We start from the raw sequence: 24,687 nt of genomic DNA, 5'->3' as shown, positions 1-24,687 counted from the left end.
GGGGTATGCGCGACATCACGTACCCGCCGGTCATCGTCACTGCCAAGGTCCTCTTCAAGGCCCTGGGCCAGAAGTTCCAGCTGTCGGGCACGGAGAACGTGCCGAGGACCGGCGGAGCGCTGCTCGCGATCAACCACACCGGGTACGTCGACTTCGTCTACGGCGGCCTGGGCGCCAACCCGTCCAAGCGCCTGGTCCGGTTCATGATCAAGCGCGAGATGATGGACACCCCCGGTGTGGGGCACCTCCTGCGCTCCTTCCACCACATCACCGTCGACCGCGCCGCGGGCGCGCAGTCGATGCTCGACGCCAAGGCCTACCTCGAGGCCGGCGAGGTGGTCGGCATCTACCCCGAGGCCACCATCTCGCGCTCGTTCGAGATCAAGGAGCTCAAGGTCGGCGCGGTCAAGATCGCCGCCGAGACCGGCGTCCCGCTGATCCCGATGATCGTGTGGGGCGCGCACCGGCTGATGACCAAGGACCACGAGAAGGACTTCTCCCGCAAGCGCAAGACGATCGCGATCAAGGTCGGCGAGCCGATGTACCCGACCGGCAAGGACCTCGCGGCCGAGACCGCGGCCCTGCGCGCGGCGATGCAGAAGATGCTCGACGAGGTCATCGCCGAGTACCCCGAGGACGAGAAGGCTCCGGGCTCCTGGTGGACCCCCGCCCGGTTCGGCGGCTCGGCTCCCACGCCCGAGAAGGCACTCGAGATGGACGCGGCGGAGCTCAGGGAGCGAGCGGCCAAGCGCGCAGCCAAGGCTGCCGAGAGGCGCGCCAAGCGGGGTAAGTAGCCTTACCGATATATCGGTTTGTCGTCTTGTCGCTTTGTCGACAATCAGTGTTTCCGCAGGTCAGCGGCCTGACCCGGTGGTTGAGGTGCGAGCGAAGCGAGCCTCGAAACCTCCGGACTGACCTACGCGAGGCGAGCCCGGAGGTTTCGAGGCTCGTCGCTTGCGCTCCTCGCACCTCAACCAGCGAGACGCTCAGATCGGTCGGTCGTCCCGGTTGCGCGGATCGATCAGGTCGACGATGCGCTGCAGGTCCCCGGTGTTGGCGAACTCGATGCTGATCTTGCCCTTGGTCTTGCCCAGGTCGATCTTCACGCGGGTCTCGAGCCGGTCGCCCAGGCGCTCGGAGAGATCCGCCAGACCCGGCGCCTTGGGGCGGGCCCGGGGCGGACGCGGGGCGGCGCCGCCGATGTCCCCCACCGCGACGATCTCCTCGAGGCCACGCACCGAGATGCCTTCGGAGACCACGCGCTGGGCGAGCCGGTCCTGGAGGTCCGCGTCGGCCACACCGAGCAGGGACCGCGCGTGACCGGCGGACAGCACGCCGGCGGCCACCCGGCGCTGGACCGCCGGGGAGAGCTTGAGCAGACGCATCGTGTTGCTGATCTGCGGACGCGAGCGCCCGATCCGCTGGGCGAGCTCCTCGTGCGTGCACGCGAAGTCCTCCAGCAGCTGCTGGTACGCGGCGGCTTCCTCGAGGGGGTTCAGGTTGCTGCGGTGCAGGTTCTCCAGCAGCGCGTCGCGCAGCATCGCGGTGTCGTCGGTCTCGCGGACAATCGCCGGGATCGTGGCGAGGCCGGCCTGCTGGGTCGCGCGCCAACGCCGCTCCCCCATGACCAGCTCGAAGGTCTCCGGCCCGCTCCGTCGTACGACGATCGGCTGAAGAAGCCCGATCTCACGGATCGAGTGGACCAATTCGGCCATCGCGTCCTCGTCGAAGACGGTCCGCGGGTTGACTGCGTTGGGCTTGATCTGGTCGACGGGCAATTCCGCGAAATAGGCCCCGTCGACGGGCGCCAGACCCGAATCTTCGATCTGAGGGCCTCGCGCCGATTCGGTGGACCCGGGGTCCACGGACTCGCTGGAAGTCGCTCCTGCGGAAAGGTCCGCATCCTGAAATGTCGAGTTGACAGGGGGCGCGGTGGGAATGAGCGATCCGAGGCCACGTCCGAGGCCACGGCGCGGTGCCTGGGCGTTCACTGAAGACTGCCCTTCATGACGATTTCGCGGGCCGCCTCGAGGTAGCTCAGCGCCCCCGGAGAGCCCGGATCGTAGGTCATCACGGTCTGTCCGTACGACGGCGCCTCGGACACGCGCACCGACCGCGGGATGGCGGTCTTCACGACCTGGTCACCGAAGTGGTCGCGGACCTCCTGGGCCACGCCGGCGGCCAGCCGGGTGCGGGCGTCGTACATGGTGAGCAGGATCGTCGAGACGGCGAGATCGGGGTTCAGGTGCGCCCGGACCATGTCGACGGTCTTGAGCAGCTGGCCCAGGCCCTCGAGGGCGTAGTACTCGGCCTGGATCGGGATCATCATCTCGGCGCCTGCGACCAGGGCGTTCAGGGTGAGCAGGCCCAGGGACGGCGGGCAGTCGATGAAGACGTAGTCGAAGCGGTCCTCCCCTGCCGTCGCCGCCGGTCCGATCCGCGGGTGGGCATCGATCGCCTTCTTGAGCCGCTGCTCGCGGGCCACGACGCTGACCAGCTCGATCTCGGCGCCGGCCAGGTCGATGGTCGCCGGCACGACCCAGAGGCCGGCCGCATCCGGGCACGGCTGGGCGATGTCAGCAATCGCCAGGCCGTCGACGAGGAGCTCGTAGGTCGACGGCGTGCCCTGGTGGTGGTCGATGTTCAGCGCGGTCGAGGCGTTGCCCTGGGGGTCCAGGTCGATGACCAGGACCTTCTGGCCGAGCTGGGTCATCGCGGCCGCGAGGTTGACCGTCGAGGTGGTCTTGCCGACCCCGCCCTTCTGGTTCGCGACGACGAACACACGGGTTTCCGAAGGCCGGGCGAGGTGCTCCTGCGGGATGCCGGCGCGCACCAGGACGGTGGCCTGCGCGGCCCGCGCCAGTGGCGTCAGGTCGTCGTCGAAGTCCGCGGCAGCCTCGGCCAGCTGTGCTGCGGTCCGGACCTGGCTCGACGGCGGCGGGGGAGGCGGCGGGGACGTTTCACGTGAAACGCCAGCATCCTCGGACGGACCTGTTTCACGTGAAACATCGCCCTGGGCGACGAAGGTGTCGTTGGTGCCTACCTGTGGATAACTGGTGCCCATCTGTGGACGGCCACGCTCAGGACCGGTACTCCCATCGGTGGAAAACCCTTCAGGGGTGAACGAGTCGCTCACGACTTCCTCCTCTTGGAACGCGACGTACCGGGACGTGATTCGCGAGAACCACGGGTGCCACGAAGGGGCAACGATACGCGGGTTGGATCGGCCCAGGTGACCCGGACGACCTGAATTGGATCGACACCGTCGACGTCGTCGAGCTCGACGCCGAGGGACTCGATGGTGGGGGGAGCACAGCGCAACTTCGCGAGCGTCGGGCCTGCCGCAGCAACCTCGTCGGCAGCCGAGCTGCCCTTCATGGCGACCAGCGCTCCGTGGGGCGCGACGAGGGGCATGCTCCAGCCGAGCAGCCGCTCCAGCGGCGCCACCGCACGCGAGGTGACGACGTCGTACGTCGCCTTGCCGTGCAGGACGTCAGCGCGACCGCGCACGACCGTGACGTTGGACAGCCCCAGCTCGGCCACGACCTCCTCCAGGAAGGTCGTACGACGCAGCAGGGGCTCCACCAGCGTGATGGAGAGGTCGGGGCGGGCAATGGCGATCACCAACCCGGGCAACCCGGCGCCGGAGCCGATGTCCACGACCGTGGCGCCCTCGGGGAGCGCGGGGGACAGCAGCGCACAGTTGATCAGGTGCCGGTCCCACAATCGCGGGGCTTCCCGCGGTCCGATCAGACCGCGGATCACTCCCTCGGTGGCCAGCAGCTCGGCGTACCGGATCGCCAGGGGCAACCGGTCGCTCGGGAACATCGCGGCGGCAACGGCCGGCACAGGTCCCCCAGAAGGCCGCACCCCCGGGCCTGCCGGATCCTGCGGATCCGGAGACACCGGGGGTGTGGTGGAGTCGTCTTGTTTCACGTGAAACGTCGACCGTGGCCGGGGAGGCTCAGGCGTCCGCGGGCAGTACGACGACGTAACGACGGGGCTCGACGCCAGCCGACTCCGAGCGCAGGCCGGCGGCGGCCACGGCGTCGTGGACGATCTTGCGCTCGAACGGCGACATCGCCTCGAGGGACACCGGCTCACCGGAGGCGAGGACCTGAGCGGCCGTCTCCGCGCCGAGCTGGGTCAGCCGCGTGCGCTTGTCCGCACGGAACCCGGAGATGTCGAGCATCAGGCGCGAGCGCTCGCCGGTCTCGCGGTAGACCGCGAGGCGGGTGAGCTCCTGGAGGGCTTCGAGGACCTTGCCGTCGGAACCGACGAGCTGCGAGAGCTCGGCGCCCACGATCGACACGGCGGCCCGGTCGGCCTCCACGTCGATGTCCAGGTCACCGTCGAGGTCCGCGATGTCGAGCAGCTCCTCGAGGTAGTCGGCGGCGATGTCGCCTTCCTGCTCGAGGCGGGCGATCCGGTCCGCCTCGGACTTCGGCGCGGCCGGGGCACTGTCGTCGGTGACCACGTCGGTGTCCACGTCGGTGTCCACGTCGGTGTCCACGTCGGTGTCCGTCTCGGCGGCGTCCGTCTCCACGACCTCGTTCTCGGTCGCGGCCTCGGTCTCGATGTCGGCGCTCATTCGGATTCTCCCTCGTTCGTGGTGGGGTTCTGCTTGCTCGGGGCGCTGTTGCTGGCGCCACCGGTGGTCTTCTTGCGCTGCGACTTGGTCTGCCGCTTCGGCTGCTGGCGCACGGCGGCGGCCCGGCGCTCTTCCACGGCCTTCGCCTCGGCTGCCTCGGCCTCGGCGACCAGGTCGACCTTGCCGTGCTTGAGCGCCTTGGCCCGGTCCCGGTCCTTCTTGGCCTGCTCGGCCGGCGTCCCGGGGGCGGGGTTGTTGCGGATGACGTAGAACTGCTGGCTCATCGTCCACAGGTTCGAGGTGGTCCAGTACAGGAGCACACCGATCGGGAACGCGACACCGCCGAGGCCGAACGCGACCGGGAGGATGTAGAGCAGCATCTTCTGCTGCTGGGCGTACGGCCCGCTCATCGCCTCGGCGGGCATGTTCTTGGCCATCAGCTGGCGCTGCGTGGTGAAGGTCGTGGCCGTCATCGCGAGCACCAGGAACGCCGCGACGAGCATGACGCCCATGTGCGGGTCGTCGCCCCAGGTACGCGACTCCCAGAAGTTGCCGTTGATCGGCAGTGAGCCGAAGATCTGCGACTCACCGAACTGGTGGGCCTTCTCCTTGGTGAGGAAGCCGTGTGCCTTGTCGCTCTTGGCGGCCGACGACAGCAGGCGGAACAGCGCGAAGAAGATCGGCATCTGCAGCAGGATCGGCAGGCAGGACGCGAACGGGTTGGTCCCGGCGTCCTTGTAGAGCTTCATGGTCTCTTCGGCCAGCTTCTGCCGGTCGTGGCCGTACTTCTTCTGCAGCTCCTTGACCTTGGGCTGCAGCAGCTGCATGTTGCGGCTGGACTTGATCTGCTTCACGAACAGCGGGATGAGCGCCGCCCGGATCACCAGCGTCAGGCCGATGATCGACAGCGCCCACGAGAGTCCGCCGTCGGGGTCGAGCCCCACCCAGGTGAAGAGCTGGTGCCAGGCGAGGAGCACTGCCGAGATGACGTAGTAGAGCGGCACCATGATGAAGTGGCCGATGTCGCCGAAGATGCCCACGGATCAGGCTCCTTGCTGGGAGTGAGGTCCGCCGGCGGACGCCGTACGGAGTTCGGGGGAGCGCGGAGTGCGCTCAGGGACGTGGTCAACGCCCCCGGGAGACCAGGGGTGGCACCGCAGCAGCCGCCGTACGGCGAGCCAGGTGCCCTTGAAGGCGCCGTGCACCTGCAGCGCCTGGACGGCGTACGCCGAGCAGGAGGGGTAGTAACGGCAGGTGGGACCCAGCATCGGGCTGATCAGGAACTGGTAGCCACGCACCAGGCCGATGAGCAGCCACTTCATTGCGCCTCCCCGGCGGTGGAACCGGACTGGACCACGCGTTGCAGACAACGGTCGAGGTCGGCCACCAGTTCCGGGTACGACGTCGTGGCAGCCGGCGCCTGGGCCCGCACCACCAGCAGTGATCCCGCAGGCAGGCGGTCCATCCGCTCGCGCATGGCGTGGCGCAACCGGCGCTTCACGCGGTTGCGCACGACGGCAGTACCGACCGCCTTGCTCACGACGAACCCGACGCGAGGCGCGGACCCAGTCGTGGACATGCCAACAACCTGCGTGCCCCCAGGGGGCAGCAGGTGGGTGACGACGGAGCGGCTTCCGGCGCGACGGCCGCGACGACTCGCTGCCCGAAAACCTTCGGGGTCAGTGAGCCGCGAACCGGCTGTGAGCATCGGTCAGCCCCACGGAATGCGCTGGGCGGACACGAGCCGTCCTCAGACGGACAGGCTCTGACGGCCCTTTCGGCGACGGTTCGCCAGAATCGAGCGACCCGCGCGGGTCCGCATACGAAGGCGGAAGCCGTGGACCTTGTGCCGGCGGCGGTTGTTCGGCTGGTACGTGCGCTTGCTCACGATGACCTCTCAGGGTGCAAATGTCGGGAAGGGTCCACCGGCAGCCAGAAGTCGCTCCCAACAGGAGCCACCAGGCCTGTCGGCCGGCACCGCGCAGCCACGAGGCGGTCAGGGCCTCGTGGACATGCGGCACCGGTCGACACCGGTTGACCAATCAACGGTACGCGCAGGCCCAATCAGGGGTCAAACCGACGGCACTCCCCCGCTCCGTGCACAGATCAAGGTGAAAACCTGTGGATAGCGGGTTGATCCATGGGGCGATCGGCGATTAAGTTCGACGGATCCGGGTTTCCCCCGCCGGCTTCGAAGCAGCCCTTCGACACCGTGACCCGCAGCACCAATTTCCCCCATCACAGGGCGTTGACCTGCGGAAACAGTGATCGGAGCGCCGAATCGAGGCGGCCTCGGTTTCGCATCACGCGCCAGTGATGCAAATGTTCACAACCTGTGGACAAACTTGTGGAGCCAGCCTGACATTCCCGTGGGAAGTTGGGCTGTCACCACCCGAAGGCCGCCCACCGGCGGACCGGACCAGACGAACAGCGAGAGGTGTGAGGCGTGACCGGCAACCCCGATCAGCCCCAGAACGACCCCAACCAGGACTCCGCGACGGCCCGGCTCGGCCGCGAGTGGTCCGCTGTCGTCGGTGAGCTGCAGGCCCACCAGCGCGCCTGGCTCCAGGCGAGCCGACCCGTCACGTTGCACGGCACGACCGCGATCGTCGCCGTACCCGACGACTTCACCCGCAAGCGGCTCGAGGGCCGACTGCGCAGCCAGCTCGAGGACGCCCTGACCGAGCGGTTCGGCCAGGAGGTCCAGCTCGCGGTGACCGTCGACAGCACCCTGCGCCACGACGTGCCGTTCGAGGGCGGCCCGGCGCCGTACGACCAGGGCCCTGGCTACGACCAGCCCCGGCCGGCGTTCGAGCAGCCGGCCCTGGAGCAGTCCGTCGACTTGTCGACAAAGCCACAAGCCGATTCATCGACGTACGACGCCGCGGCCGTCGTCGCCGCTCCCGGGTACGACGCCACGTTCACCCCGCCCGACCTGAACGCCGCCAACGCGGCCGGTCCCTCGGCCACCGGCTCCGGTGAGACCCGCCTCAACCCCAAGTACACCTTCGAGACCTTCGTCATCGGCTCCTCGAACCGCTTCCCGCACGCAGCAGCCGTCGCGGTCAGTGAAGCGCCGGGCAAGAGCTACAACCCGCTGCTGATCTATGGAGAGTCCGGCCTCGGCAAGACCCACCTGCTGCACGCGATCGGGCACTACGTCCGCACGATCTACGCCGGCTCCAAGGTGCGCTACGTCTCCAGCGAGGAGTTCACCAACGAGTTCATCAACGCGATCCGCGACGACCGGCAGGACCGGTTCAAGCGGAAGTACCGCGAGGTGGACGTGCTGCTGATCGACGACATCCAGTTCCTGGCGGGCAAGACCCAGACCCAGGAGGAGTTCTTCCACACCTTCAACACGCTGCACAACGCGAACAAGCAGATCGTGCTGACCTCCGACCGTCCGCCCAAGCTGCTCGAGGCCCTCGAGGACCGGCTGCGCAACCGTTTCGAGTGGGGCCTGATCACCGACGTCCAGGCTCCCGACCTCGAGACCCGGATCGCGATCCTTCGCAAGAAGGCCGCGATGGACCGCCTCACCGCACCCTCGGACGTCCTGGAGTTCATCGCCAGCAAGATCCAGACGAACATCCGTGAGCTCGAGGGCGCCCTCATCCGGGTCACCGCGTTCGCGAACCTCAACCGCCAGGACGTCGACATGACGCTGGCCGAGATCGTGCTCAAGGACCTGATCCCCGACGGCGGCGAGCCGGAGATCACCGCACCGCTGATCATCGCGCAGACCGCGGCGTACTTCGGGCTCTCCATCGAGGAGCTCACCGGACCGAGCCGCGGCCGGCACCTGGTGATGGCCCGTCAGATCGCGATGTACCTGTGCCGCGAGCTCACCGGGTTGTCGCTGCCGAAGATCGGCGCCCAGTTCGGCAACCGGGACCACACGACCGTGATGTACGCCGAGCGGAAGATCAACCAGCTCCTCGGCGAACGGCGTGCGGTCTTCAACCAGGTCAGCGAACTGACCAACCGGGTGAAGATGCAGGCCCGACAAGGCTGATCCCAGGCTGATCCCAGGAACGAACCACATTTCTTCTTGTGGTTCGTTCCTGTGGATAAACCACCCCCAATGGTGCGAACTACACGGGGAGGATTCCGTGGAACCACCTGGAGCTCGTCGTACGACCGGAGCTTCCTGCACAGGGGGACCCCGTCCGTACCGATTTCATCCACAACCTTCATCCACCGGTCATCGGGCACCTGACCTGCGCAAACAACGGTCATCCACAGTTTCCACCGCACCTATGACTACTCCCTCTTGAACTCCAACACTTCGAAGCGCAGCACCTCTCCGGGCCCTCTCCCTGTGCACTCAGCCGATCGGGAGGCACCCACAAGGCTCTTCGACGAGGTTGCTGGTCCCGCTCTTGGGAATGACATGGCAGGATGCAACCCCACACGGGCACGAACTCCAGATCTGTCATTCCCCGGCAGGCGCACCGCAGCGAGTTGGGCCCGGCTCCTTCGAACTAGTGATGAGGTACGACGCCGTGAAGTTCCGTGTCGACCGTGACGTCCTCGCCGACGCCGTGGCCTGGGCTGCTCGCAGCCTTCCGGTGCGCCCCAGTGCCCCCGTCCTCGCCGGCCTGTTGATCGAGGCCAGCGACGAGGGCCTGATCCTGTCGACCTTCGACTACGAGACGTCGGCTCGGGCCACCCTCACTGCTGAGGTCAGCGACGAGGGCAAGGCGCTGGTCAGTGGCCGGCTGCTCGCCGACATCTGCCGCAGCCTCCCGAACAAGCCGGTCGACATCACCCTCGACGGCACCCGGGTCTCGTTGACCTGCGGTTCCTCGCGCTTCTCGCTGCAGACGATGCCCGTCGAGGACTACCCCTCGATCCCGGACATGCCCTCGGCCACCGGTACCGTGCCGAGCGAGGCCTTCGCCCACGCCGTCGCGCAAGCCGTGACCGCAGCGGGTCGCGACGACATGCTCCCCGTCCTCACCGGCGTCCGGGTCGAGATCGAGGGCGACACGATCGCCCTGCTCGCGACCGACCGGTTCCGGCTCTCGCAGCGCGAGCTGACCTGGAACCCGGGCACCCCCGACGTGACGATGGCCGCCCTGGTCCCGGCGAAGGTCCTCGGCGACACCGCCAAGTCGCTGACCGCGGGTCCTGAAGTCACGATCGCGCTCTCGGCCTCCGGTGCCGGCGACGGCATCATCGGCTTCGAGGGCACCGGCCCCGGTGGCGTGCGTCGTACGACGACGCGACTGCTCGACGGTGAGTTCCCCAAGGTGCGGGCGCTCTTCCCGAGCGAGAAGCTGACCGTGGCGCGGATCGACCGGGCCGAGCTGATCGAGTCGGTCAAGCGCGTCTCGCTCGTTGCCGACCGCAACACCGCCGTCCAGCTCAGCTTCCGCGACGGTGCGCTGATCCTCGACGCCGGCTCGGGCGACGACGCCCAGGCCTCGGAGTCGGTCCCCGCGCAGATCGACGGTGAGGACCTGGTCACCGGGTTCAACCCGGCGTTCCTGCTCGACGGCCTCGGCGCGATCGACGAACCGGTCGTCGAGCTGGCGTTCACGCAGGCCTCGAAGCCGGTCGTCATCAGCGGCACGGGCGACGAGACGGCGCCGACCGACGGCGGCTCGTTCCGCTACCTGCTCATGCCGCGCCGCCTCCTGAGCTGACCTCTTCGCGCTGAGCCACCCACAGCACCCCTTTCATCACCACCTGGAGGATTGCGCCCATGGACATCGGACTGGTCGGACTCGGCAAGATGGGTGGCAACATGCGCACCCGCCTGCGCAACGCGGGTCACACCGTCGTCGGTTACGACCGCAACCCCGACCTTGCCGACGTGGAGAGCCTGGCCGCGCTGGTCGAGGCACTCCCCTCCCCCAAGGTCGTGTGGGTGATGGTCCCGGCCGGTGACCCGACGCGCTCCACGATCACCGAGCTCAAGGGCCTGCTCAGCGCCGGCGACGTGGTGGTCGACGGCGGCAACTCCAAGTACACCGACGACGCGATCAACGCTGCCTCCCTTGCCGAGAACGGCATCGGCTTCGTCGACTGCGGCACCTCGGGCGGGGTCTGGGGCCTGCAGAACGGCTACGCCCTGATGTACGGCGGCTCGGTCGACGACGCCGCGAAGGTGATGCCCGCGTTCGAGGCACTCAAGCCCACCGACACCGAGGACGGTCTGGTGCACTGCGGCCCGACGCCGGGCGCCGGTCACTTCGCCAAGATGGTCCACAACGGCATCGAGTACGCGATGATGCAGGCCTACGCCGAGGGCTGGGAGCTGCTCGACAAGGTCGACATCGTCGAGAACGTGCCCGAGATCTTCGCGTCCTGGCGCACCGGAACGGTCGTCCGCTCCTGGCTGCTGGACCTGCTCGTCGAAGGACTCCGCGCCGACGAGCACCTCGACGGGATCCGCGGCTACGCCGACGATTCGGGTGAAGGTCGCTGGACGGTCGAGGCCGCGATCGAGAACGCTGTCCCGATGCCGGCCATCTCCGCGTCGCTGTTCGCGCGCTTCGTTTCGCGGCAGCCGGAGGACCACGCCATGAAGGCGATCTCGGCGATGCGTGCCGGTTTCGGCGGCCACAGCATCAAGAAGGACTGACGCAGAAGTCAGATGGCGAGGACGAGGCGGATCAGCCCGTAGACCAGCCAGATCGCACCCAGGCCGATGGCCACCGGGTGCCGCAGCATCTTGTCCAGCGAGGGCGGCGGCAGTCGCCGCGCGCGTCGTACGACGACCAGGACGACGAAGGTCACGACGGCCGCCAGCGCCACCAGGCCGAACGGGTTGGCGGAGAAGGACTCCCGCCACCAGCCGTGGGCGCCGTAGACCCAGGACCGGGTCAGGCCGCACCCGGGGCAGGGCAGACCGGTGAGGCCGCGGAACGGGCACAGGATCGGCCCGTCCTCGATGTGGTCGGGGGACAACAGGAAGGCCACCCCGACGGCAGCGACCCCACCCGCCGCGACGACGTCCGCGCTCGAGAGGCGGACGTGTCGCAGGAGGCTCCTGGTGGAGGACTCCTCAGTGGCGGGCGGGGTCGTGGTCACGCGTCTGATGCAGGGTGGGTGCTCAGCGGAAGGGGCGGCCGTCAGCGTCGTGCTGCTTGCGCAGCGCGAACATGATCAGGTCGTAGATCGCCCAGATGCCGCAGCCACCGCAGGTGAACAGCTTGCCGAGGCCCAGACCGGTCTGGCCGAGGTAGAAGCGGTCGACACCGAAGCTGCCGAGCAGCCACGAGAGCAGGACAACGGTCAGCCACTCCTTCTCGGAGTACAGACCGGGGACGTCCTTGGCCGCGATGTACTGCTGGCTGTCAGCCGAGCGCACCGGGGCGTCGGACTTGATCTGGCCGGAAACGGCCATCTGGGCAAGGGTGTTGAAGTCGATCGGGCCCTGCTCCTGGCCGAGCACGTTCACGAAGTACGGGCCGCCGGTGGGGATGGGCGCGGAGGCGCCGTAGCCGTAGCCGCCGGGGGGCGGAGGGTTCTGGGGAGGTTGCGTCATGGACGTCAGCCTAGGTCCCCGAAGGCCCCTTCAAACATGTTGCCCCGCAGGATGTCCTTTGAGGCACGTAAAAGTTGTGGTCAGGGAGGGGGATGATGGGGCTGTGCACGTCTCGCATCTGACCCTCCACGACTTCCGGTCCTACGCCGATGTCGACGTGGCGCTCGAAGCGGGAGTCACCGCATTCGTGGGGCGCAACGGTCAGGGCAAGACCAATCTGGTCGAGGCGATCGACTACCTCTCGCGCTTGTCGTCGCACCGGGTGGCCACGGATGCGCCGTTGATCCGGGCGGGTACCGAGCAGGCGGTCATCCGGGCCGCGGTCGTCCGGGAAGGACGCACCGCCATCCTCGAGGTCGAGCTCAACCCGGGTCGCGCCAACCGCGCCCGCATCAACCGCTCGCCGCTGTCGCGGGCCCGCGACCTCGCCGGGATCGTTCGCACCGTGGTGTTCAGCCCCGAGGACCTCGCCCTCGTCAAGGGCGACCCGAGCCAGCGGCGGCGGTTCCTCGATGACCTGATCGTGCTCCGCACGCCGCGGATGGCCGGCGTCCTGTCCGACTACGAGCGCGTGCTGCGCCAGCGCAACACCCTCCTGAAGACGATGTACGCCGCCCGCGGCTCCTCGCGCGAGAGCGCCCTGGCGACGCTGGCGGTGTGGGACGACCACCTCGTCGCCACCGGCACCGAGCTGCTCGCGGCCCGCCAGGCACTGGCGACCGACCTCGCGCCGTACCTCGGGAAGGCCTATGAGGCGGTGGCGCGTGGAGCCTCGCGCGACGACGCGCGCCTGGAGTACCAGCCGAGCGTGCCGGCGCCGGTCGACGACGAAGACCTCACGGGAAGCTTCCGTGCCGAGCTCGCCCGCCGCCAGCACGACGAGATCGGTCGCGGCGTCACCCTGGTCGGCCCGCACCGCGACGACATCCTGCTGACCCTGGGCCCGGGTGACGACCAGCGGTTGCCGGTGCGCGGCTACGCCAGCCACGGGGAGTCCTGGTCGTTCGCGCTCGCGCTGCGGCTGGCGTCGTACGACCTCCTGCGGGCCGACGGCGACGACCCGATCCTGGTGCTCGACGACGTGTTCGCCGAGCTCGACGCCGAACGCCGTACCCAGCTGGCGGAGCTCGTCGCCGGTGCCGAGCAGGTGCTGGTCACGGCGGCGGTCGCGGCCGACGTCCCTCCCCAGCTGCGCGGCGTCACCTTCCAGGTGGCCGGCGGTGAGGTGACCCGTGACTGAACCCGAGGACAGCACGGAGGAGACGGACGCCGTCGAGCCCGAACCCGAGCACCACGCGGACGGTCTCGACCTGGCCCGTGCCCAGACGCTCGGCACCGCCGGGTCGAGCACGACGCCCGCCAAGCGCCGCGGCGGGCGGTTCTCCGACACCACGGTCTCCCCCAACGGCACCTTTCGCCCCGGCTCGCGCGGTCGCCGCGGCGACCCGCAGTACAGCAGCGCCCATCCCGACGGCCGCGACCCGCAGGGCCTGACCGGCGAGATCGGCAAGCTCATCAAGGACCGCGGCTGGGCCCTGGACCTGCAGGTCCGCGGGGTGTTCGGGCGCTGGACCGAGATCGTCGGGGACGAGATCGGCGCCCACTCCACGCCCGAGTCACTGGTCGACGGGGTCCTGATCGTGCGCACCGAGTCGACGGCGTGGGCGACCCAGCTCAAGCTGCTCGCCACGACCATCGTGCGCCGCCTCAACGAGGAGCTCGGCACCGGCACGGTCACGGTGGTGGAGGTCCTGGGGCCGCTCGCGCCGACCTGGAAGCACGGCAAGCGCGGCGTGCGGGACGGGCGCGGCCCGCGCGACACCTACGGGTGAGCCGGGGGTGATCGGCCCGCGCGGATGTGGGGGCGGATCTGCGGCCCGAACGGCCCCCTCAGCCGTACAGGGACACAGCGGACCCCCTCTCCGGCCCTCCAAACCGGCGTTATGAGCCGCTCAGGGCGGGATTTCCACAAGGATCCCCCCATCCGGAGGGCATGGAACGTGTTCTGAGGCCTTCAGCAGGCTAGAATGGCCGTCTGGCCGGGAACGCGTCACCTGTGCGCACGACTCGGCCTTCGCCATGCCTCCGGCATGGCGAGTTCGAGGTCCAGCCAGAAGAGGTCCTGCGTGTCCGACGACAACCAGCCCGTGCCCGCGGTTCCCGCCGATGAGGTCGAGTACGACGCCTCGGCGATCCAGGTGCTGGAGGGACTCGAAGCAGTCCGCAAGCGCCCCGGCATGTACATCGGTTCGACCGGTGAGCGCGGCCTGCACCACCTGATCTGGGAGATCGTGGACAACGCGGTCGACGAGGCGCTCGCCGGCTACTGCGACACGATCAACATCACGCTCAACCCCGACGGCTCGATCAGCGTGATCGACAACGGCCGCGGCATCCCCACCGACACCGCTCCCGGGCAGGAGCTGCCCGCCGCGACGCTGGCGCTGACCGTCCTGCACGCCGGTGGCAAGTTCGGCGGCGGCGGCTACAAGGTCTCCGGTGGTCTGCACGGTGTGGGTTCGTCGGTCGTCAACGCGCTCTCGACGCACCTGCACCTGGAGGTGAAGAACCGCGGCTTCCTCTGGGAGCAGGAGTTCTCCCTCGGTGTGCCCGACTACACCCTGCGCCAGGTCCGCCCCCTCGAGGACGGCGAGGGCACGGGCACCACCGTCACATGGTGGGCCTCCCCCGACATCTTCGAGACCACCGACTACAACCTCGAGACGATCTCCACGCGTTTCCGCGAGATGGCCTTCCTCAACAAGGGCCTGAAGATCGTCCTGGTCGACGCCCGTCCCAAGGCCGAGGAGCTGGCCGACGCGGTCGAGGACGGCACGACCGACATCGAGGGCGTCGCCGCTGCGGCGACCGAGATCCACGCGACCGAGGTCGACGGCCACAAGGCCCTCGAGCAGGTCTTCCAGTACGAGCGCGGCCTGGCCGACTACGTCGACTTCCTCAACCGTCGCAAGCAGACGGTCGGCGCGATCATCGACTTCGACGCCGAGACCGCGGTCGACGCCAACAACCCGATGAGCCTCGAGCTCGCGATGCAGTGGCAGACGACGTCGTACAACGAGTCGGTCCACACCTTCGCGAACACGATCAACACCCCCGAGGGCGGCACCCACGAAGAGGGCTTCCGCGCGGCGCTCACCACACTCATCAACAAGTGGGGTGAGGAGTGGGGAATGATCAAGAAGAAGGAAGATCGCCTCACCGGTGACGACATCCGTGAAGGCCTGACGGCGATCATCAGCCTCAAGATCTCCGAGCCTCAGTTCGAGGGCCAGACCAAGGCCAAGCTCGGCAACACCGAGGCCAAGGGCTTCGTGCAGTCGATCGTCAACGACCGCCTCGGTGCCTGGCTGGAGGAGAACCCCAGCGAGGGCAAGGACATCATCCGCAAGGCGCAGGCCGCGGCGACCGCACGGATCGCGGCTCGCAAGGCCCGCGACCTGGCCCGCGGCCGCAAGGGCCTGCTGGGCGGCGGCAGCCTGCCGGGCAAGCTGTCGGACTGCCAGTCGACGAACCCCGAGGAGTGCGAGGTCTTCATCGTCGAGGGTGACTCCGCCGGTGGCTCGGCCCGTCAGGGACGCGACCCGCGCATCCAGGCGATCCTCCCGATCCGCGGAAAGATCCTCAACGTCGAGAAGGCGCGCATCGACAAGGTGCTCGCCAACACCGAGGTGCTCTCGATCATCTCCGCGCTCGGCACGGGGATCCACGAGGAGTTCAACGAGGACAAGCTGCGCTACCACAAGGTGGTGCTGATGGCGGACGCCGACGTCGACGGCCACCACATCAACACGTTGTTGCTGACGCTCCTGTTCCGCTTCATGAAGCCGCTGATCGAGCACGGCTACGTCTACATGGCCCAGCCGCCGCTCTACCGGCTGCGCTGGAACAAGCCAGCCGAGCACGAGTTCGTCTACTCCGACCACGAGCGCGACACCCTGATGGCCGACGGCCTGAGCAAGGGCAAGAAGCTCCCCAAGGAGAACCCGGTCCAGCGCTACAAGGGTCTCGGTGAGATGAACGCCAAGGAGCTGTGGGAGACCACGATGGACCCCGATCAGCGCCTGATGCTGCAGGTGACCCTCGACGACGCGGCCCAGGCCGACGAGATCTTCTCGATCCTGATGGGTGAGGACGTCGAGCAGCGTCGGTCCTTCATCCAGCGCAACGCCAAGGACGTCCGATTCCTCGATATCTAGAACTCTCGCAGTTTTCCTAGACATCGATAGACGACAGCAGAAAGACCAATCGTGACTGAGACTCCCGTCCCGCTCGGCGGCCGGATCGAGCCCATCGAGCTGCAGACCTCCATGCAGCGCGCCTACATCGACTACGCCATGGCGGTCATCGTCGGCCGGGCGCTGCCCGACGTGCGCGACGGCCTCAAGCCCGTGCACCGGCGCGTCCTCTATGCCATGTACGACGGCGGCTACCGTCCGGACCGCGGCTTCTCCAAGTGCTCCCGTGTCGTCGGTGACGTGATGGGTCAGTACCACCCGCACGGTGACACCGCGATCTACGACACCCTCGTCCGCCTCGCCCAGCCGTGGGTGATGCGTGCGCCGCTGATCAACGGCCAGGGCAACTTCGGTTCGCCGGGCAACGACTCCGCCGCGGCCATGCGGTACACCGAGTGCCGGATGGCGCCGCTCGCGCTGGAGATGGTCCGCGACATCGAGAAGGAGACCGTCGACTTCCAGCCGAACTACGACGGTCGCTCCGAGGAGCCGAAGGTCCTGCCGGCCCGGTTCCCGAACCTGCTGGTCAACGGCTCGGCCGGCATCGCGGTCGGCATGGCCACCAGCATCCCGCCGCACAACCTGCGCGAGGTCGCCGCCGGTGCGACGTGGGCGCTCGAGAACCCCGACGCCACCCGTGAGGAGCTCCAGGAAGCCCTCCTGGAGCGGATCAAGGGCCCCGACTTCCCCAACGGCGCGCTCATCGTCGGCACCACCGGCATCGAGCAGGCCTACCGCACCGGTCGTGGCTCGATCACCCAGCGCGCGGTGATCGAGGTCGACGAGGACAGCAAGGGACGGACCTGCCTGGTCATCACCGAGCTGCCCTACATGGTCAACCCGGACAACCTGGCGCTGAAGATCGCCGAGCTCGCCGACTCCGGCAAGGTGCAGGGCATCAGCGATGTCCGCGACGACACCTCGGACCGCACCGGCCAGCGCCTGGTGGTCGTGCTCCGTCGCGATGCCGTTGCCCGGGTCGTCCTCAACAACCTGCTCAAGCACACCGAGCTGCAGACCAACTTCAGCGCGAACATGCTGGCGCTGGTCGACGGCGTGCCGCGCACGCTGACGATCGACCAGTTCATCAGCAACTGGGTGACCCACCAGGTCGAGGTCATCCGGCGTCGTACCGAGTACCTGCTGCGGGCGGCCGAGGAACGGGCCCACATCCTGCGCGGCCTGGTCAAGGCGCTCGACATGCTCGACGAGGTGATCGCGCTCATCCGGCGTTCACCCGACGTCGCCGAGGCGAACACGGGCCTGCAGGCGCTGCTCGACGTCGACGAGCTCCAGGCCACCGCGATCCTCGGCATGCAGCTGCGCCAGCTCGCAGCCCTGCAGCGCCAGAAGATCATCGACGAGCTCGCCGAGATCGAGCTCGAGATCGCCGACTACCGCGACATCCTCGCCAACGTCAGCCGCCAGCGGCAGATCGTCATCGACGAGCTCGGCGGCATCGTCGAGAAGTACGGCAACGACCGGCGCTCGCAGATCATCGCCGCCGACGGTGACCTGTCGATGGAGGACCTCATCCCCGACGAGGAGCTCGTCGTCTCCATCACCCGCGGCGGCTACGCCAAGCGGACCCTCGCCAGCCAGTACCGCACGCAGAAGCGCGGCGGGAAGGGCGTTCGTGGGGCCTCGCTGCGTGGCGACGACGTCGTCGAGCACTTCATCTCGACGACCAACCACCACTGGCTGCTGTTCTTCACCACGGCCGGCCGGGTCTACCGCACCAAGGCCTACAACCTGCCCGAGGCGTCGCGCGACGCCAAGGGCGGCCACGTGGCCGGGCTGCTGTCGTTCCAGCCGGACGAGTCGATTGCCCAGGTGCTGGCGATCCGGGACTACGAGCAGGCGCCGTACCTCGTCCTCGCGACCAGGCGTGGTCTGGTCAAGAAGACCCGACTGGGTGACTACAACAGTCCGCGTCAGGCCGGCGTCATCGCGATCAACTTCCGCGAGGACGACGACGAGCTGATCGGGGCCGAGCTGGTCAACAGCGAGGACCACATCCTGCTGGTCTCCCGCAAGGGCCAGGCCATCCGCTTCCCCGCCGACGACTCGCAGCTGCGGCCGATGGGCCGGGCCACCTCCGGCGTCACGGGCATGAAGTTCCGCAGTGGCGACGCGCTGCTGTCGATGGCCGTGATCCGCGCGGCCGACGTCGCGCACGAGGAGGCAGCGGACAACGTCCAGTACGTCTTCACGATCACCGACGCGGGCAAGGCCAAGCGGACCCGGATCTCGGAGTACCGCCTCCAGTCGCGGGGCGGTCTCGGCATCAAGGCGATGACCCTCACCAACGAGGAGCGCGGTTCGCTGGTCGGCGCCTTCATCGTCGTCGACGGCGACGAGATCCTCTCGATCACCGCCACCGGCCAGGTCGTGCGCAGCCCGATCAACGAGGACTTCCGGGTCACCGGACGCTCCACGCAGGGCGTCAACTTCGTCACGCCGAAGAAGGGTGACTCCGTTGCGGTCGTCGCTCGATCGGTCGAGGCCAAGGAGCTCGACGAGGAGGGCGCGGGCGAAGAGGCCGAAGCGACCGCCGACGTGACCGCCGACGCCCCCGTCGCAGCGACGGAATCGCTCGATCAGGCTCCGGATGCCACAATCGAGGCATCCGAAACCGGAGAGAGTGAGAGCTGATGACCGAGCGCATCGATGACACGGCGAGCCGCACCGCCTTCGCGGCGGCGCCGGGCGCAGGTCAGTCGGCGCGCTTCCAGGCTGGACAACCGGGCGCTGCCGCTGCTGCGGCCGCCGCCCGGGGTCGCGCACCGCGGCGGGCTCGCCTGCGGCTGACGCGGATCGACCCGTGGTCGGTCATGAAGACCGCCTTCCTGCTCTCCATCGCGTTCGCCGTCGTCACCGTCGTCTCGGTGGCGATGGTGTGGCAGGTGCTCGGCGCCGCGGGTGTCTGGGACTCGATCAACTCCACGATCCAGGAGAGCATCGGCGGCGAGGACGTCGCCGGATTCCGGATCGAGGACTACGTCGGCACCAGCCGCGTGCTCGGCTTCACGATGCTCGTGGCAGCCATCGACGTCGTACTCATCACCGCGACGGCGACGCTCACCGCGTTCCTCTACAACATGGCGGCCGCCCTCCTCGGTGGCGTCGAGATCACCCTCGCCGAGGACCCGCACTGACCTGAATCCGGTGGTTGAGGTGCGAGCGGAGCGAGCCTCGAAACCCCGCGTTTTGTTCGGTGATCGAGTGCTCCGGTAAGGTTCCTTCTCGGTCTGCTGCGGAGGGGCTTCCACCCAGAAGCAGCAGGCCACCCGGGCCTATAGCTCAGACGGTTAGAGCACCACACTGATAATGTGGGGGTCAGAGGTTCAAGTCCTCTTAGGCCCACAAGTTGCCCCGGCTGCGGACACGCAGACCGGGGCTTCTTCGAAAAAGGAGTGGACCAGTGAAGAAGCTGATTCTCGCAGCGCTCGCCGCTGCCGGAGCCGTGTTCGCACGCAAGAAGCTCCAGGAGAGCAAGGCGGAGCAGGCCCTGTGGGCCGAGGCCACCGACACCCTCCCCAAGAACTGAACAACCCGCACCGGGGTCGTCGAGAAGCCGCCAGCAACGAGCGGCGGATCGAGACGCCGGTGCACGAGGGGCCTTAGCTCAGCTGGTAGAGCGCTGCCTTTGCAAGGCAGATGTCAGGAGTTCGAATCTCCTAGGCTCCACCGATGAAACCGCAGCTCACCCTGCGGTTTCTTCCTGTTTGTGCGGTTTGTCCCGACCCGACAGGGGAACGTCCTCATCCATGAACCTCTCGGGAGTCCGGCGTGCTCCGTTCGCCGTCCTGTTGGCTTGCGTGGTGCTGGCCATGTCGGGCTGCAGCAACCAGGACCGGTCAGGCGGACCCGAAGAGGATTCGCGACACGTTCCGACCCGTCCCAGTGCCGCGGCTTCGGACACTGCTGTGGACGAGCAGGCGATGCACGCCCCGGTCGACACGTGTGCACTGCTCTCCGCCGACGACCAGTTCGAGGTGATCGGCGCCGAGAAGGTGACGGGCGTCGGTGCGGAGATGGATCCCGGCGACGCACGGCTGGCCCGTTGTGTCGTCGCCGGCAACGACGGCGTCGCGCTCATCTACTACGGCTTCAGCCAGGTTCCCGGCCGGAAGTTCGCCGCGGACCTTCGCCGCTCGGCCGACTTCAGAGGAACGCTGACACCCCTCGCTGGTGTGGGCGACGAGGCGCTCTACGTGCGCGACTCGAAGTACGGCTTCGACGCGTGGGCACGCAAGGGTGACTACGCGGTGTTCGTCGGCTCGGGGTGGTTCCAGGGCTCTCAGGCAACCGTCCAGCAGCTCCTCACCACGTTGCTCGACCAGGCGACTCCGGGCATGCACGAGCATCCGATCCAGGTTCCGCGCGCCTGCCCGTCGCCGCGCTCGAAAATGGTCACGGCGGCGGTCGGCGAGGTGAAGTACGCCACCGGACATGACACCGACGAAGCCGGGCTCCTCTGCACGTACGCCGGAAAGCGGGTGCGGGTGTCACTGGCCGCTGGGCGCAGCACTCGGAAAGAGGTGGCCGACGGCTACGCCCGGCTGAAGGCAGGTCCGAAGTTCGGCGACGACGAGTCGGTGGAATTCAAGATCGTGCCCGGTGCGCTGACCGTCCTCGAACCGTCGGTGTACGGACCGTGGGCCAGCACCTTTGCGTTCAAGCCGCCGGCATTGATCCGGGCTTCGATGAATGAGTCGATCGACTCGACGGATGGGCGGGACATCAGGTTCTCCCAGGCAGCCTTCCGTCGCGTCAACGAGGCATGGGTGCGCAACCGCATCGCCGCGTTGAGCTAGGTCCGATGCCTTGGGCTCGGGCCGCAGGTGGGGTCAGCACGTAGCCGGAAGTTGCCATTGTCGGCCGGTGAGGAGGCGCTTTACGTTGAAGCCGCTCTGGAGGGAGGAGATCCAACCGCGGGCCGACCAGTCGACTGGTGGGCCCATCCCCCCAAGGAGACAGCTCAATGCAACAGCAAGCGGCACGAACCAGAAGACTCAGGATCCTCGCGACAGCGACCGCGGTGACGGCGTGCGTCAGCGGCGCGTTCGTGGCGGGCGTGGTGACGGCCCAGGCGGCCAAGCCCAAGCCGGCCTCGATCACGCTGCAGACCGAGTTCGACCACATCGGTGCCGAGGTCCATTCGCTGAACCATGGAGGCCGGGACCTCTACTACGTCGACGAGGGCCAGCCCGGCCAGCGTGCCGTGGTCTTCATCGGCGGACAAGGCACCAGCCTCGAGGCCTTCCAGTTGTCGGAGTTCGCGCGCACGAGCCGCGAGAAGCTCGGGCTTCGTGTCATCTCGGTCGAGCGCAACGGCTTCGGTGAGTCGCCGCTCGACCTGACCCTCGGGTATGCCGACTACACCGCGGAGGTCCTGGCGGTGCTCGACCACCTCGGCATCGACCGCTTCGTGACCGTGGCGATCTCCGGCGGCGGTGCCTATGCCGCACATCTCGCGGCCGCCGTACCCGACCGTGTCATCTCGCTCCACGCTGCGGCTGCCTCGGACGCGACCCTGCCCAACCGCAACCCGCGCAACTGCACGTTGACCTTCGAGCAGCGCAACGCTTCGAACCAGTACTGGTACGAGCACGCCAAGGCCTGGTGGGGGGTACCGGGATCACCTGTTCTCGCCATCCCCGGCTGGCAGTCCACCGCCTATCTCGACGCGGTCCGCTCCTTCCACCTCGGGGACGGACCGGTCGATCCGAGCCCGTTGAGCCACGAGGGTGAGCTGCCCTGCTTGTCGGGCGCCATCGTCGACCCGGCGCAGATCACCTCGCCCACCTACCTCTACTGGGGTGGCGCGGACACAACGGTGCCGGCCAGTGTCATGGAGAACTGGCAGGAAGCGCTGCCCAACGTGGTCAGGACGACCGTCTACCCCGGGGAGGGTCACACGGTCCAGTACCGCCACTGGGACCAGATCCTGCTCGACATGGCCGGTCACAGCGACCAGACGGTCGTGTGCAAGAGCGGCCAGACGAAGACGTTCCCCAATGCCGAGGTGCCGGCGCTGATCGCCGGCGGTGCCACCCTGGGGTTGTGTGCCTGGACGCCGTAGCGACCGACCGCTGACCGCCCCGCCGTCCGTGGTGCCACGGACGACGGGGCGGCCACTCCTCACTAGCGTGCTGGTACTCCCCCCAAAGAAGGAGACCGGTCATGGGTGATTGGTCCGACGGCGAAATCAACTACATCAAGGTGCGCTGGGTCCAGCAGGACAACGGCGTGCACAACTGGCTCGGCTGGCTGGCGCTGAGCGACACCGACCCGGTGATCCCGAAGTTCATCGGCGATCCGTCGGCACCACCCGCCGGCGTGCAGCCGGTGCGTTGGGTCCTCGACCGTCGCGGCTCGGTGGCCGAGCAGTACCTCTGCGCGATCGACGTCCCCGGTGGCGGCGTGCGCTACCTGGGCAGCTACCGCACCAGCGCGGAGTTCCCTTGCTGGGTGCCGACGCCGGACAAGGCGTTCCCGATCAAGGTCGCGCCGGTGGCCGACACCGACGAGGTGGTCCTCGTGCGGCCCTCCGACCAGGCCGGGCTCTACACGACGAACACCCCGGGCTCCCTGCAGTGGGGATGGCCGGCGAGCGGCTCGCCGGTCACCTTCGAGCTCGTCCCCCAGCACGACCACGCCGGTGGCAACGAGAACTGGATGAGCGAGCAGACCGACGTCATCGCCGACCGGAAGCTCAGCGAGATCATGCTCCCGGGCGCGCACGACGCAGCGTGCTCCAACATGTGGGAGCCCAGCCCGGGTACGGACTGCTCGAGCAAGACGCAGTCGATCGGCATCGGCGCCCAGTTGCGGGCGGGGGTCCGCTACCTCGACCTACGGGTGTGGAAGGCGAGCGACGGCGACTGGTGGCTCTACCACGGCGCCGACTGGACCAACCTCCGCTTCTCCGACGTCCTCTCCGAGATGGCCGTCTTCTTCCAGAACCATCCGGACGAGACCGTGATCGCGTCCCTGCTCGTGGAGGGGGTCCAGGGCGTCGGCGCGTTCGACGGCACCTACCGCGGGGCCTGGGAGCAGGCCTATGTCGCACTGGAGCAGTACGTGGTCAACAGTGCGGGGCTGGACTTCGAAACCCTCACGCCGAGACGGGTGCGGGACCTCGGGGCCAACGTGCTCCTGTTCAACTGGGGCGAGGTCACGTCGTGGAAGTTCGAGGCACCTGACGGACACCAGATCTTCGCGGCGCCGTGGGCAGCGCACTCCGACGGCGCGACCGGGCCGATGAACCAGATGGACCTGGCCGGCGTGTACGTCAACAACTCGATGGCCACGGCCCAGGACATCTACGACGCCTATGGTCGGTACCCACGCCCGGACGGTGGCTGGATCCTCCACACCAACACTCCGTGGGGAGGAGCGGGCCACACCGGCGACTGCCTCTACGACAAGCACGTCCGCAACACACCGTTGTTGATGACCTGGATCGACCAGGGCGCGATCGGGCGGGCCAAGGCGAACATCGTCAACATCGACTACGTCGACGACATCGTGATCGCGGACGGCATCTCGTACGACCTGACGAACTCGGTGATCAAGGCCAACTTGCTCTAGTGGGGGTGACGCCGGCGTCAGCGGTACTCGGGATTCTCGTGGTCGAACCGGGCGCCGGCGTCCCACGCCGAGCGCTGGTTGCCGTACGCCGGGATCCCGCCGGCCTGCTTGAGCATCCGCGCGAGGTGCAGCAGATTCCACGTCATGAACGTCGTGTTGCGGTTGGTGAAGTCGTTCTCGGGGCCGCCGCTGCCGGGGTCGAGGTACGACGGCCCCGGCCCGGCTTCGCCGATCCACCCCGCGTCGGCCTGGGGCGGGATCGTGTAGCCGAGGTGCTGCAGCGAGTAGAGGATGTTCATCGCGCAGTGCTTGACCCCGTCCTCGTTGCCGGTGATCAGGCAACCGCCGACCCGCCCGTAGTAGGCGTACTGCCCGCGCTCGTTGAGGTCCGCACTGCCGCCGTACAACCGTTCGATGACCTGCTTCATGACACTGCTGTTGTCGCCCAGCCAGATCGGTCCGGCGAGGACCAGGATGTCGCTGGCCATCACCGTGCGGTGGATGTCCGGCCACGCGTCGACGTCCCAGCCGCGCTCGCGCATGTCCGTGTAGACGCCGGTCGCGATCGGGTGGTCGACCGCGCGGAACTTCTCGACGGTGACGCCGTGCTTGCGCATGATCGCGGCACTCACGTCGACGAGGCCCTCGGTGTGGCTGAGGTCGGGTGACCGCTTCAGGGTGCAGTTGATGAAGGTGGCCCGCAGGTCACTGAAGTCGTAGGTCTCGGACATGCGATCCAG

Annotated in this window: 24 protein-coding genes and 2 tRNA genes; 15 read left to right on the top strand and 11 right to left on the bottom strand. The window is 68.1% G+C overall.

All coding sequences use genetic code 11. The features are described from left to right. Positions 1 to 5: 5 nt before the first annotated feature. The gene (locus ASD84_RS11685; protein ID WP_056710206.1) at positions 6 to 794 is read left to right on the top strand and encodes a lysophospholipid acyltransferase family protein; all 789 of its coding nucleotides are present in this window, start codon (positions 6 to 8) and stop codon (positions 792 to 794) included. Between the two features lie 192 nt (positions 795 to 986). Here ASD84_RS11685 and ASD84_RS11680 read toward each other — a convergent pair whose 3' ends face one another. The 8 genes from ASD84_RS11680 to rpmH form a co-directional block, all read right to left on the bottom strand. Continuing rightward, on the bottom strand, positions 987 to 1,991 hold the full coding sequence (locus ASD84_RS11680) for a ParB/RepB/Spo0J family partition protein (protein ID WP_056710204.1): 1,005 nt from the start codon (positions 1,989 to 1,991) through the stop codon (positions 987 to 989). Continuing rightward, positions 1,988 to 3,064, bottom strand: a complete 1,077-nt coding sequence (locus ASD84_RS11675; protein ID WP_082573311.1) for a ParA family protein — start codon at positions 3,062 to 3,064, stop codon at positions 1,988 to 1,990. The genes ASD84_RS11680 and ASD84_RS11675 overlap by 4 nt, the downstream gene beginning before the upstream one ends. Before the next feature lie 68 nt (positions 3,065 to 3,132). Beyond that, positions 3,133 to 3,849, bottom strand: a complete 717-nt coding sequence (gene rsmG, locus ASD84_RS11670) for a 16S rRNA (guanine(527)-N(7))-methyltransferase RsmG (RefSeq protein WP_321164025.1) — start codon at positions 3,847 to 3,849, stop codon at positions 3,133 to 3,135. Positions 3,850 to 3,964: 115 nt separating this feature from the next. Then, positions 3,965 to 4,591 (bottom strand): R3H domain-containing nucleic acid-binding protein, encoded by a 627-nt coding sequence (locus ASD84_RS11665; protein ID WP_082573310.1) that lies wholly within the window; start codon positions 4,589 to 4,591, stop codon positions 3,965 to 3,967. Continuing rightward, entirely contained in the window at positions 4,588 to 5,631 is a 1,044-nt protein-coding gene (yidC, locus tag ASD84_RS11660; RefSeq protein WP_082573309.1) for a membrane protein insertase YidC, read from the bottom strand. Before yidC ends, ASD84_RS11665 begins: the two co-directional genes overlap by 4 nt. A 3-nt stretch (positions 5,632 to 5,634) precedes the next feature. Beyond that, complete coding sequence (yidD, locus tag ASD84_RS11655) at positions 5,635 to 5,913, bottom strand: membrane protein insertion efficiency factor YidD (RefSeq protein ID WP_056710203.1); 279 nt, start codon at positions 5,911 to 5,913, stop codon at positions 5,635 to 5,637. Beyond that, positions 5,910 to 6,299 carry a ribonuclease P protein component gene (gene rnpA / locus ASD84_RS11650; RefSeq protein ID WP_056710201.1) on the bottom strand — a complete coding sequence of 130 codons (390 nt, stop codon included), beginning with the start codon at positions 6,297 to 6,299 and terminating at the stop codon, positions 5,910 to 5,912. Before rnpA ends, yidD begins: the two co-directional genes overlap by 4 nt. Positions 6,300 to 6,341: 42 nt before the next feature. Continuing rightward, positions 6,342 to 6,479 carry a 50S ribosomal protein L34 gene (gene rpmH / locus ASD84_RS24745; protein ID WP_082573308.1) on the bottom strand — a complete coding sequence of 46 codons (138 nt, stop codon included), beginning with the start codon at positions 6,477 to 6,479 and terminating at the stop codon, positions 6,342 to 6,344. Positions 6,480 to 7,037: 558 nt separating this feature from the next. Here rpmH and dnaA point away from each other — a divergent pair. The 3 genes from dnaA (at position 7,038) to gnd (ending at position 11,186) form a co-directional block, all read left to right on the top strand. Further along, positions 7,038 to 8,609, top strand: a complete 1,572-nt coding sequence (gene dnaA / locus ASD84_RS11645) for a chromosomal replication initiator protein DnaA (protein ID WP_056710199.1) — start codon at positions 7,038 to 7,040, stop codon at positions 8,607 to 8,609. Between the two features lie 490 nt (positions 8,610 to 9,099). After that, positions 9,100 to 10,245, top strand: coding sequence for a DNA polymerase III subunit beta (gene dnaN, locus ASD84_RS11640; protein ID WP_056710962.1), 1,146 nt, complete (start codon positions 9,100 to 9,102; stop codon positions 10,243 to 10,245). Between the two features lie 59 nt (positions 10,246 to 10,304). Further along, positions 10,305 to 11,186, top strand: a complete 882-nt coding sequence (gene gnd / locus ASD84_RS11635; protein WP_056710197.1) for a phosphogluconate dehydrogenase (NAD(+)-dependent, decarboxylating) — start codon at positions 10,305 to 10,307, stop codon at positions 11,184 to 11,186. 8 nt (positions 11,187 to 11,194) lie between these two features. Here the strand turns inward: gnd and ASD84_RS11630 are convergent, their stop codons facing one another. Both ASD84_RS11630 and ASD84_RS11625 read right to left on the bottom strand, forming a co-directional pair. After that, positions 11,195 to 11,635 (bottom strand): DUF2752 domain-containing protein, encoded by a 441-nt coding sequence (locus ASD84_RS11630; RefSeq protein ID WP_056710195.1) that lies wholly within the window; start codon positions 11,633 to 11,635, stop codon positions 11,195 to 11,197. Positions 11,636 to 11,657: 22 nt separating this feature from the next. Further along, positions 11,658 to 12,092, bottom strand: coding sequence for an NINE protein (locus ASD84_RS11625; protein WP_082573307.1), 435 nt, complete (start codon positions 12,090 to 12,092; stop codon positions 11,658 to 11,660). A 103-nt stretch (positions 12,093 to 12,195) separates the two neighbouring features. On the opposite strand from ASD84_RS11625, the gene recF reads away from it, so the two are divergent. The 11 genes from recF to ASD84_RS11575 all read left to right on the top strand — a co-directional run bounded on the left by recF (position 12,196) and on the right by ASD84_RS11575 (position 23,947). Next, positions 12,196 to 13,332 (top strand): DNA replication/repair protein RecF, encoded by a 1,137-nt coding sequence (recF, locus tag ASD84_RS11620; RefSeq protein WP_056710193.1) that lies wholly within the window; start codon positions 12,196 to 12,198, stop codon positions 13,330 to 13,332. Then, positions 13,325 to 13,924, top strand: coding sequence for a DUF721 domain-containing protein (locus tag ASD84_RS11615; RefSeq protein WP_056710191.1), 600 nt, complete (start codon positions 13,325 to 13,327; stop codon positions 13,922 to 13,924). The genes recF and ASD84_RS11615 overlap by 8 nt, the downstream gene beginning before the upstream one ends. 294 nt (positions 13,925 to 14,218) lie before the next feature. Then, the gene (locus ASD84_RS11610) at positions 14,219 to 16,309 is read left to right on the top strand and encodes a DNA gyrase subunit B (RefSeq protein WP_056710189.1); all 2,091 of its coding nucleotides are present in this window, start codon (positions 14,219 to 14,221) and stop codon (positions 16,307 to 16,309) included. A 111-nt stretch (positions 16,310 to 16,420) separates the two neighbouring features. Then, positions 16,421 to 19,003, top strand: coding sequence for a DNA gyrase subunit A (gene gyrA, locus ASD84_RS11605; RefSeq protein WP_235531095.1), 2,583 nt, complete (start codon positions 16,421 to 16,423; stop codon positions 19,001 to 19,003). Continuing rightward, positions 19,003 to 19,506 (top strand): DUF3566 domain-containing protein, encoded by a 504-nt coding sequence (locus tag ASD84_RS11600; protein WP_082573305.1) that lies wholly within the window; start codon positions 19,003 to 19,005, stop codon positions 19,504 to 19,506. The genes gyrA and ASD84_RS11600 overlap by 1 nt, the downstream gene beginning before the upstream one ends. Before the next feature lie 134 nt (positions 19,507 to 19,640). Beyond that, positions 19,641 to 19,714 (top strand) — tRNA-Ile (locus ASD84_RS11595). Positions 19,715 to 19,772: 58 nt separating this feature from the next. Beyond that, positions 19,773 to 19,898, top strand: coding sequence for a DLW-39 family protein (locus tag ASD84_RS25745; protein ID WP_235531065.1), 126 nt, complete (start codon positions 19,773 to 19,775; stop codon positions 19,896 to 19,898). 67 nt (positions 19,899 to 19,965) lie between these two features. Continuing rightward, a tRNA-Ala gene (locus tag ASD84_RS11590) sits at positions 19,966 to 20,038 on the top strand. Between the two features lie 254 nt (positions 20,039 to 20,292). Continuing rightward, positions 20,293 to 21,168 (top strand): hypothetical protein, encoded by an 876-nt coding sequence (locus tag ASD84_RS11585; RefSeq protein ID WP_156391789.1) that lies wholly within the window; start codon positions 20,293 to 20,295, stop codon positions 21,166 to 21,168. Between the two features lie 167 nt (positions 21,169 to 21,335). Beyond that, positions 21,336 to 22,436: an alpha/beta fold hydrolase gene (locus ASD84_RS11580; RefSeq protein WP_082573304.1), complete on the top strand. Its 1,101-nt coding sequence runs from the start codon at positions 21,336 to 21,338 to the stop codon at positions 22,434 to 22,436. Between the two features lie 101 nt (positions 22,437 to 22,537). Continuing rightward, positions 22,538 to 23,947, top strand: a complete 1,410-nt coding sequence (locus ASD84_RS11575) for a phosphatidylinositol-specific phospholipase C domain-containing protein (protein WP_056710180.1) — start codon at positions 22,538 to 22,540, stop codon at positions 23,945 to 23,947. 17 nt (positions 23,948 to 23,964) lie between these two features. On the opposite strand, the gene ASD84_RS11570 is transcribed toward ASD84_RS11575, so the two are convergent. Further along, positions 23,965 to 24,678: a flavodoxin family protein gene (locus tag ASD84_RS11570; RefSeq protein ID WP_056710957.1), complete on the bottom strand. Its 714-nt coding sequence runs from the start codon at positions 24,676 to 24,678 to the stop codon at positions 23,965 to 23,967. Between the last annotated feature and the right edge of the window lie 9 nt (positions 24,679 to 24,687).

The sequence above is a fragment of the Nocardioides sp. Root682 genome (assembly GCF_001427795.1).
Classification (GTDB): domain Bacteria; phylum Actinomycetota; class Actinomycetes; order Propionibacteriales; family Nocardioidaceae; genus Nocardioides.
The sequence above is the reverse complement of the archived record's forward strand: the minus strand, read 5'-3'. Positions and strand labels throughout refer to the sequence as shown.

Excerpts from the sequence above, each read along its gene's own strand:
- ASD84_RS11585 (WP_156391789.1), top strand. The coding sequence starts at position 20,293 with ATGCACGCCCCGGTCGACACGTGTGCACTGCTCTCCGCCGACGACCAG.
- ASD84_RS11665 (WP_082573310.1), bottom strand. The coding sequence starts at position 4,591 with ATGAGCGCCGACATCGAGACCGAGGCCGCGACCGAGAACGAGGTCGTG.
- gnd (WP_056710197.1), top strand. The coding sequence starts at position 10,305 with ATGGACATCGGACTGGTCGGACTCGGCAAGATGGGTGGCAACATGCGC.
- ASD84_RS11575 (WP_056710180.1), top strand. The coding sequence starts at position 22,538 with ATGGGTGATTGGTCCGACGGCGAAATCAACTACATCAAGGTGCGCTGG.
- ASD84_RS11580 (WP_082573304.1), top strand. The coding sequence starts at position 21,336 with ATGCAACAGCAAGCGGCACGAACCAGAAGACTCAGGATCCTCGCGACA.
- yidD (WP_056710203.1), bottom strand. The coding sequence starts at position 5,913 with ATGAAGTGGCTGCTCATCGGCCTGGTGCGTGGCTACCAGTTCCTGATC.
- ASD84_RS11570 (WP_056710957.1), bottom strand. The coding sequence starts at position 24,678 with ATGTCCGAGACCTACGACTTCAGTGACCTGCGGGCCACCTTCATCAAC.
- ASD84_RS11675 (WP_082573311.1), bottom strand. The coding sequence starts at position 3,064 with ATGGGCACCAGTTATCCACAGGTAGGCACCAACGACACCTTCGTCGCC.
- ASD84_RS11625 (WP_082573307.1), bottom strand. The coding sequence starts at position 12,092 with ATGACGCAACCTCCCCAGAACCCTCCGCCCCCCGGCGGCTACGGCTAC.
- gyrA (WP_235531095.1), top strand. The coding sequence starts at position 16,421 with ATGCAGCGCGCCTACATCGACTACGCCATGGCGGTCATCGTCGGCCGG.
- ASD84_RS11600 (WP_082573305.1), top strand. The coding sequence starts at position 19,003 with ATGACCGAGCGCATCGATGACACGGCGAGCCGCACCGCCTTCGCGGCG.
- rnpA (WP_056710201.1), bottom strand. The coding sequence starts at position 6,299 with ATGCTCACAGCCGGTTCGCGGCTCACTGACCCCGAAGGTTTTCGGGCA.
- ASD84_RS11685 (WP_056710206.1), top strand. The coding sequence starts at position 6 with ATGCGCGACATCACGTACCCGCCGGTCATCGTCACTGCCAAGGTCCTC.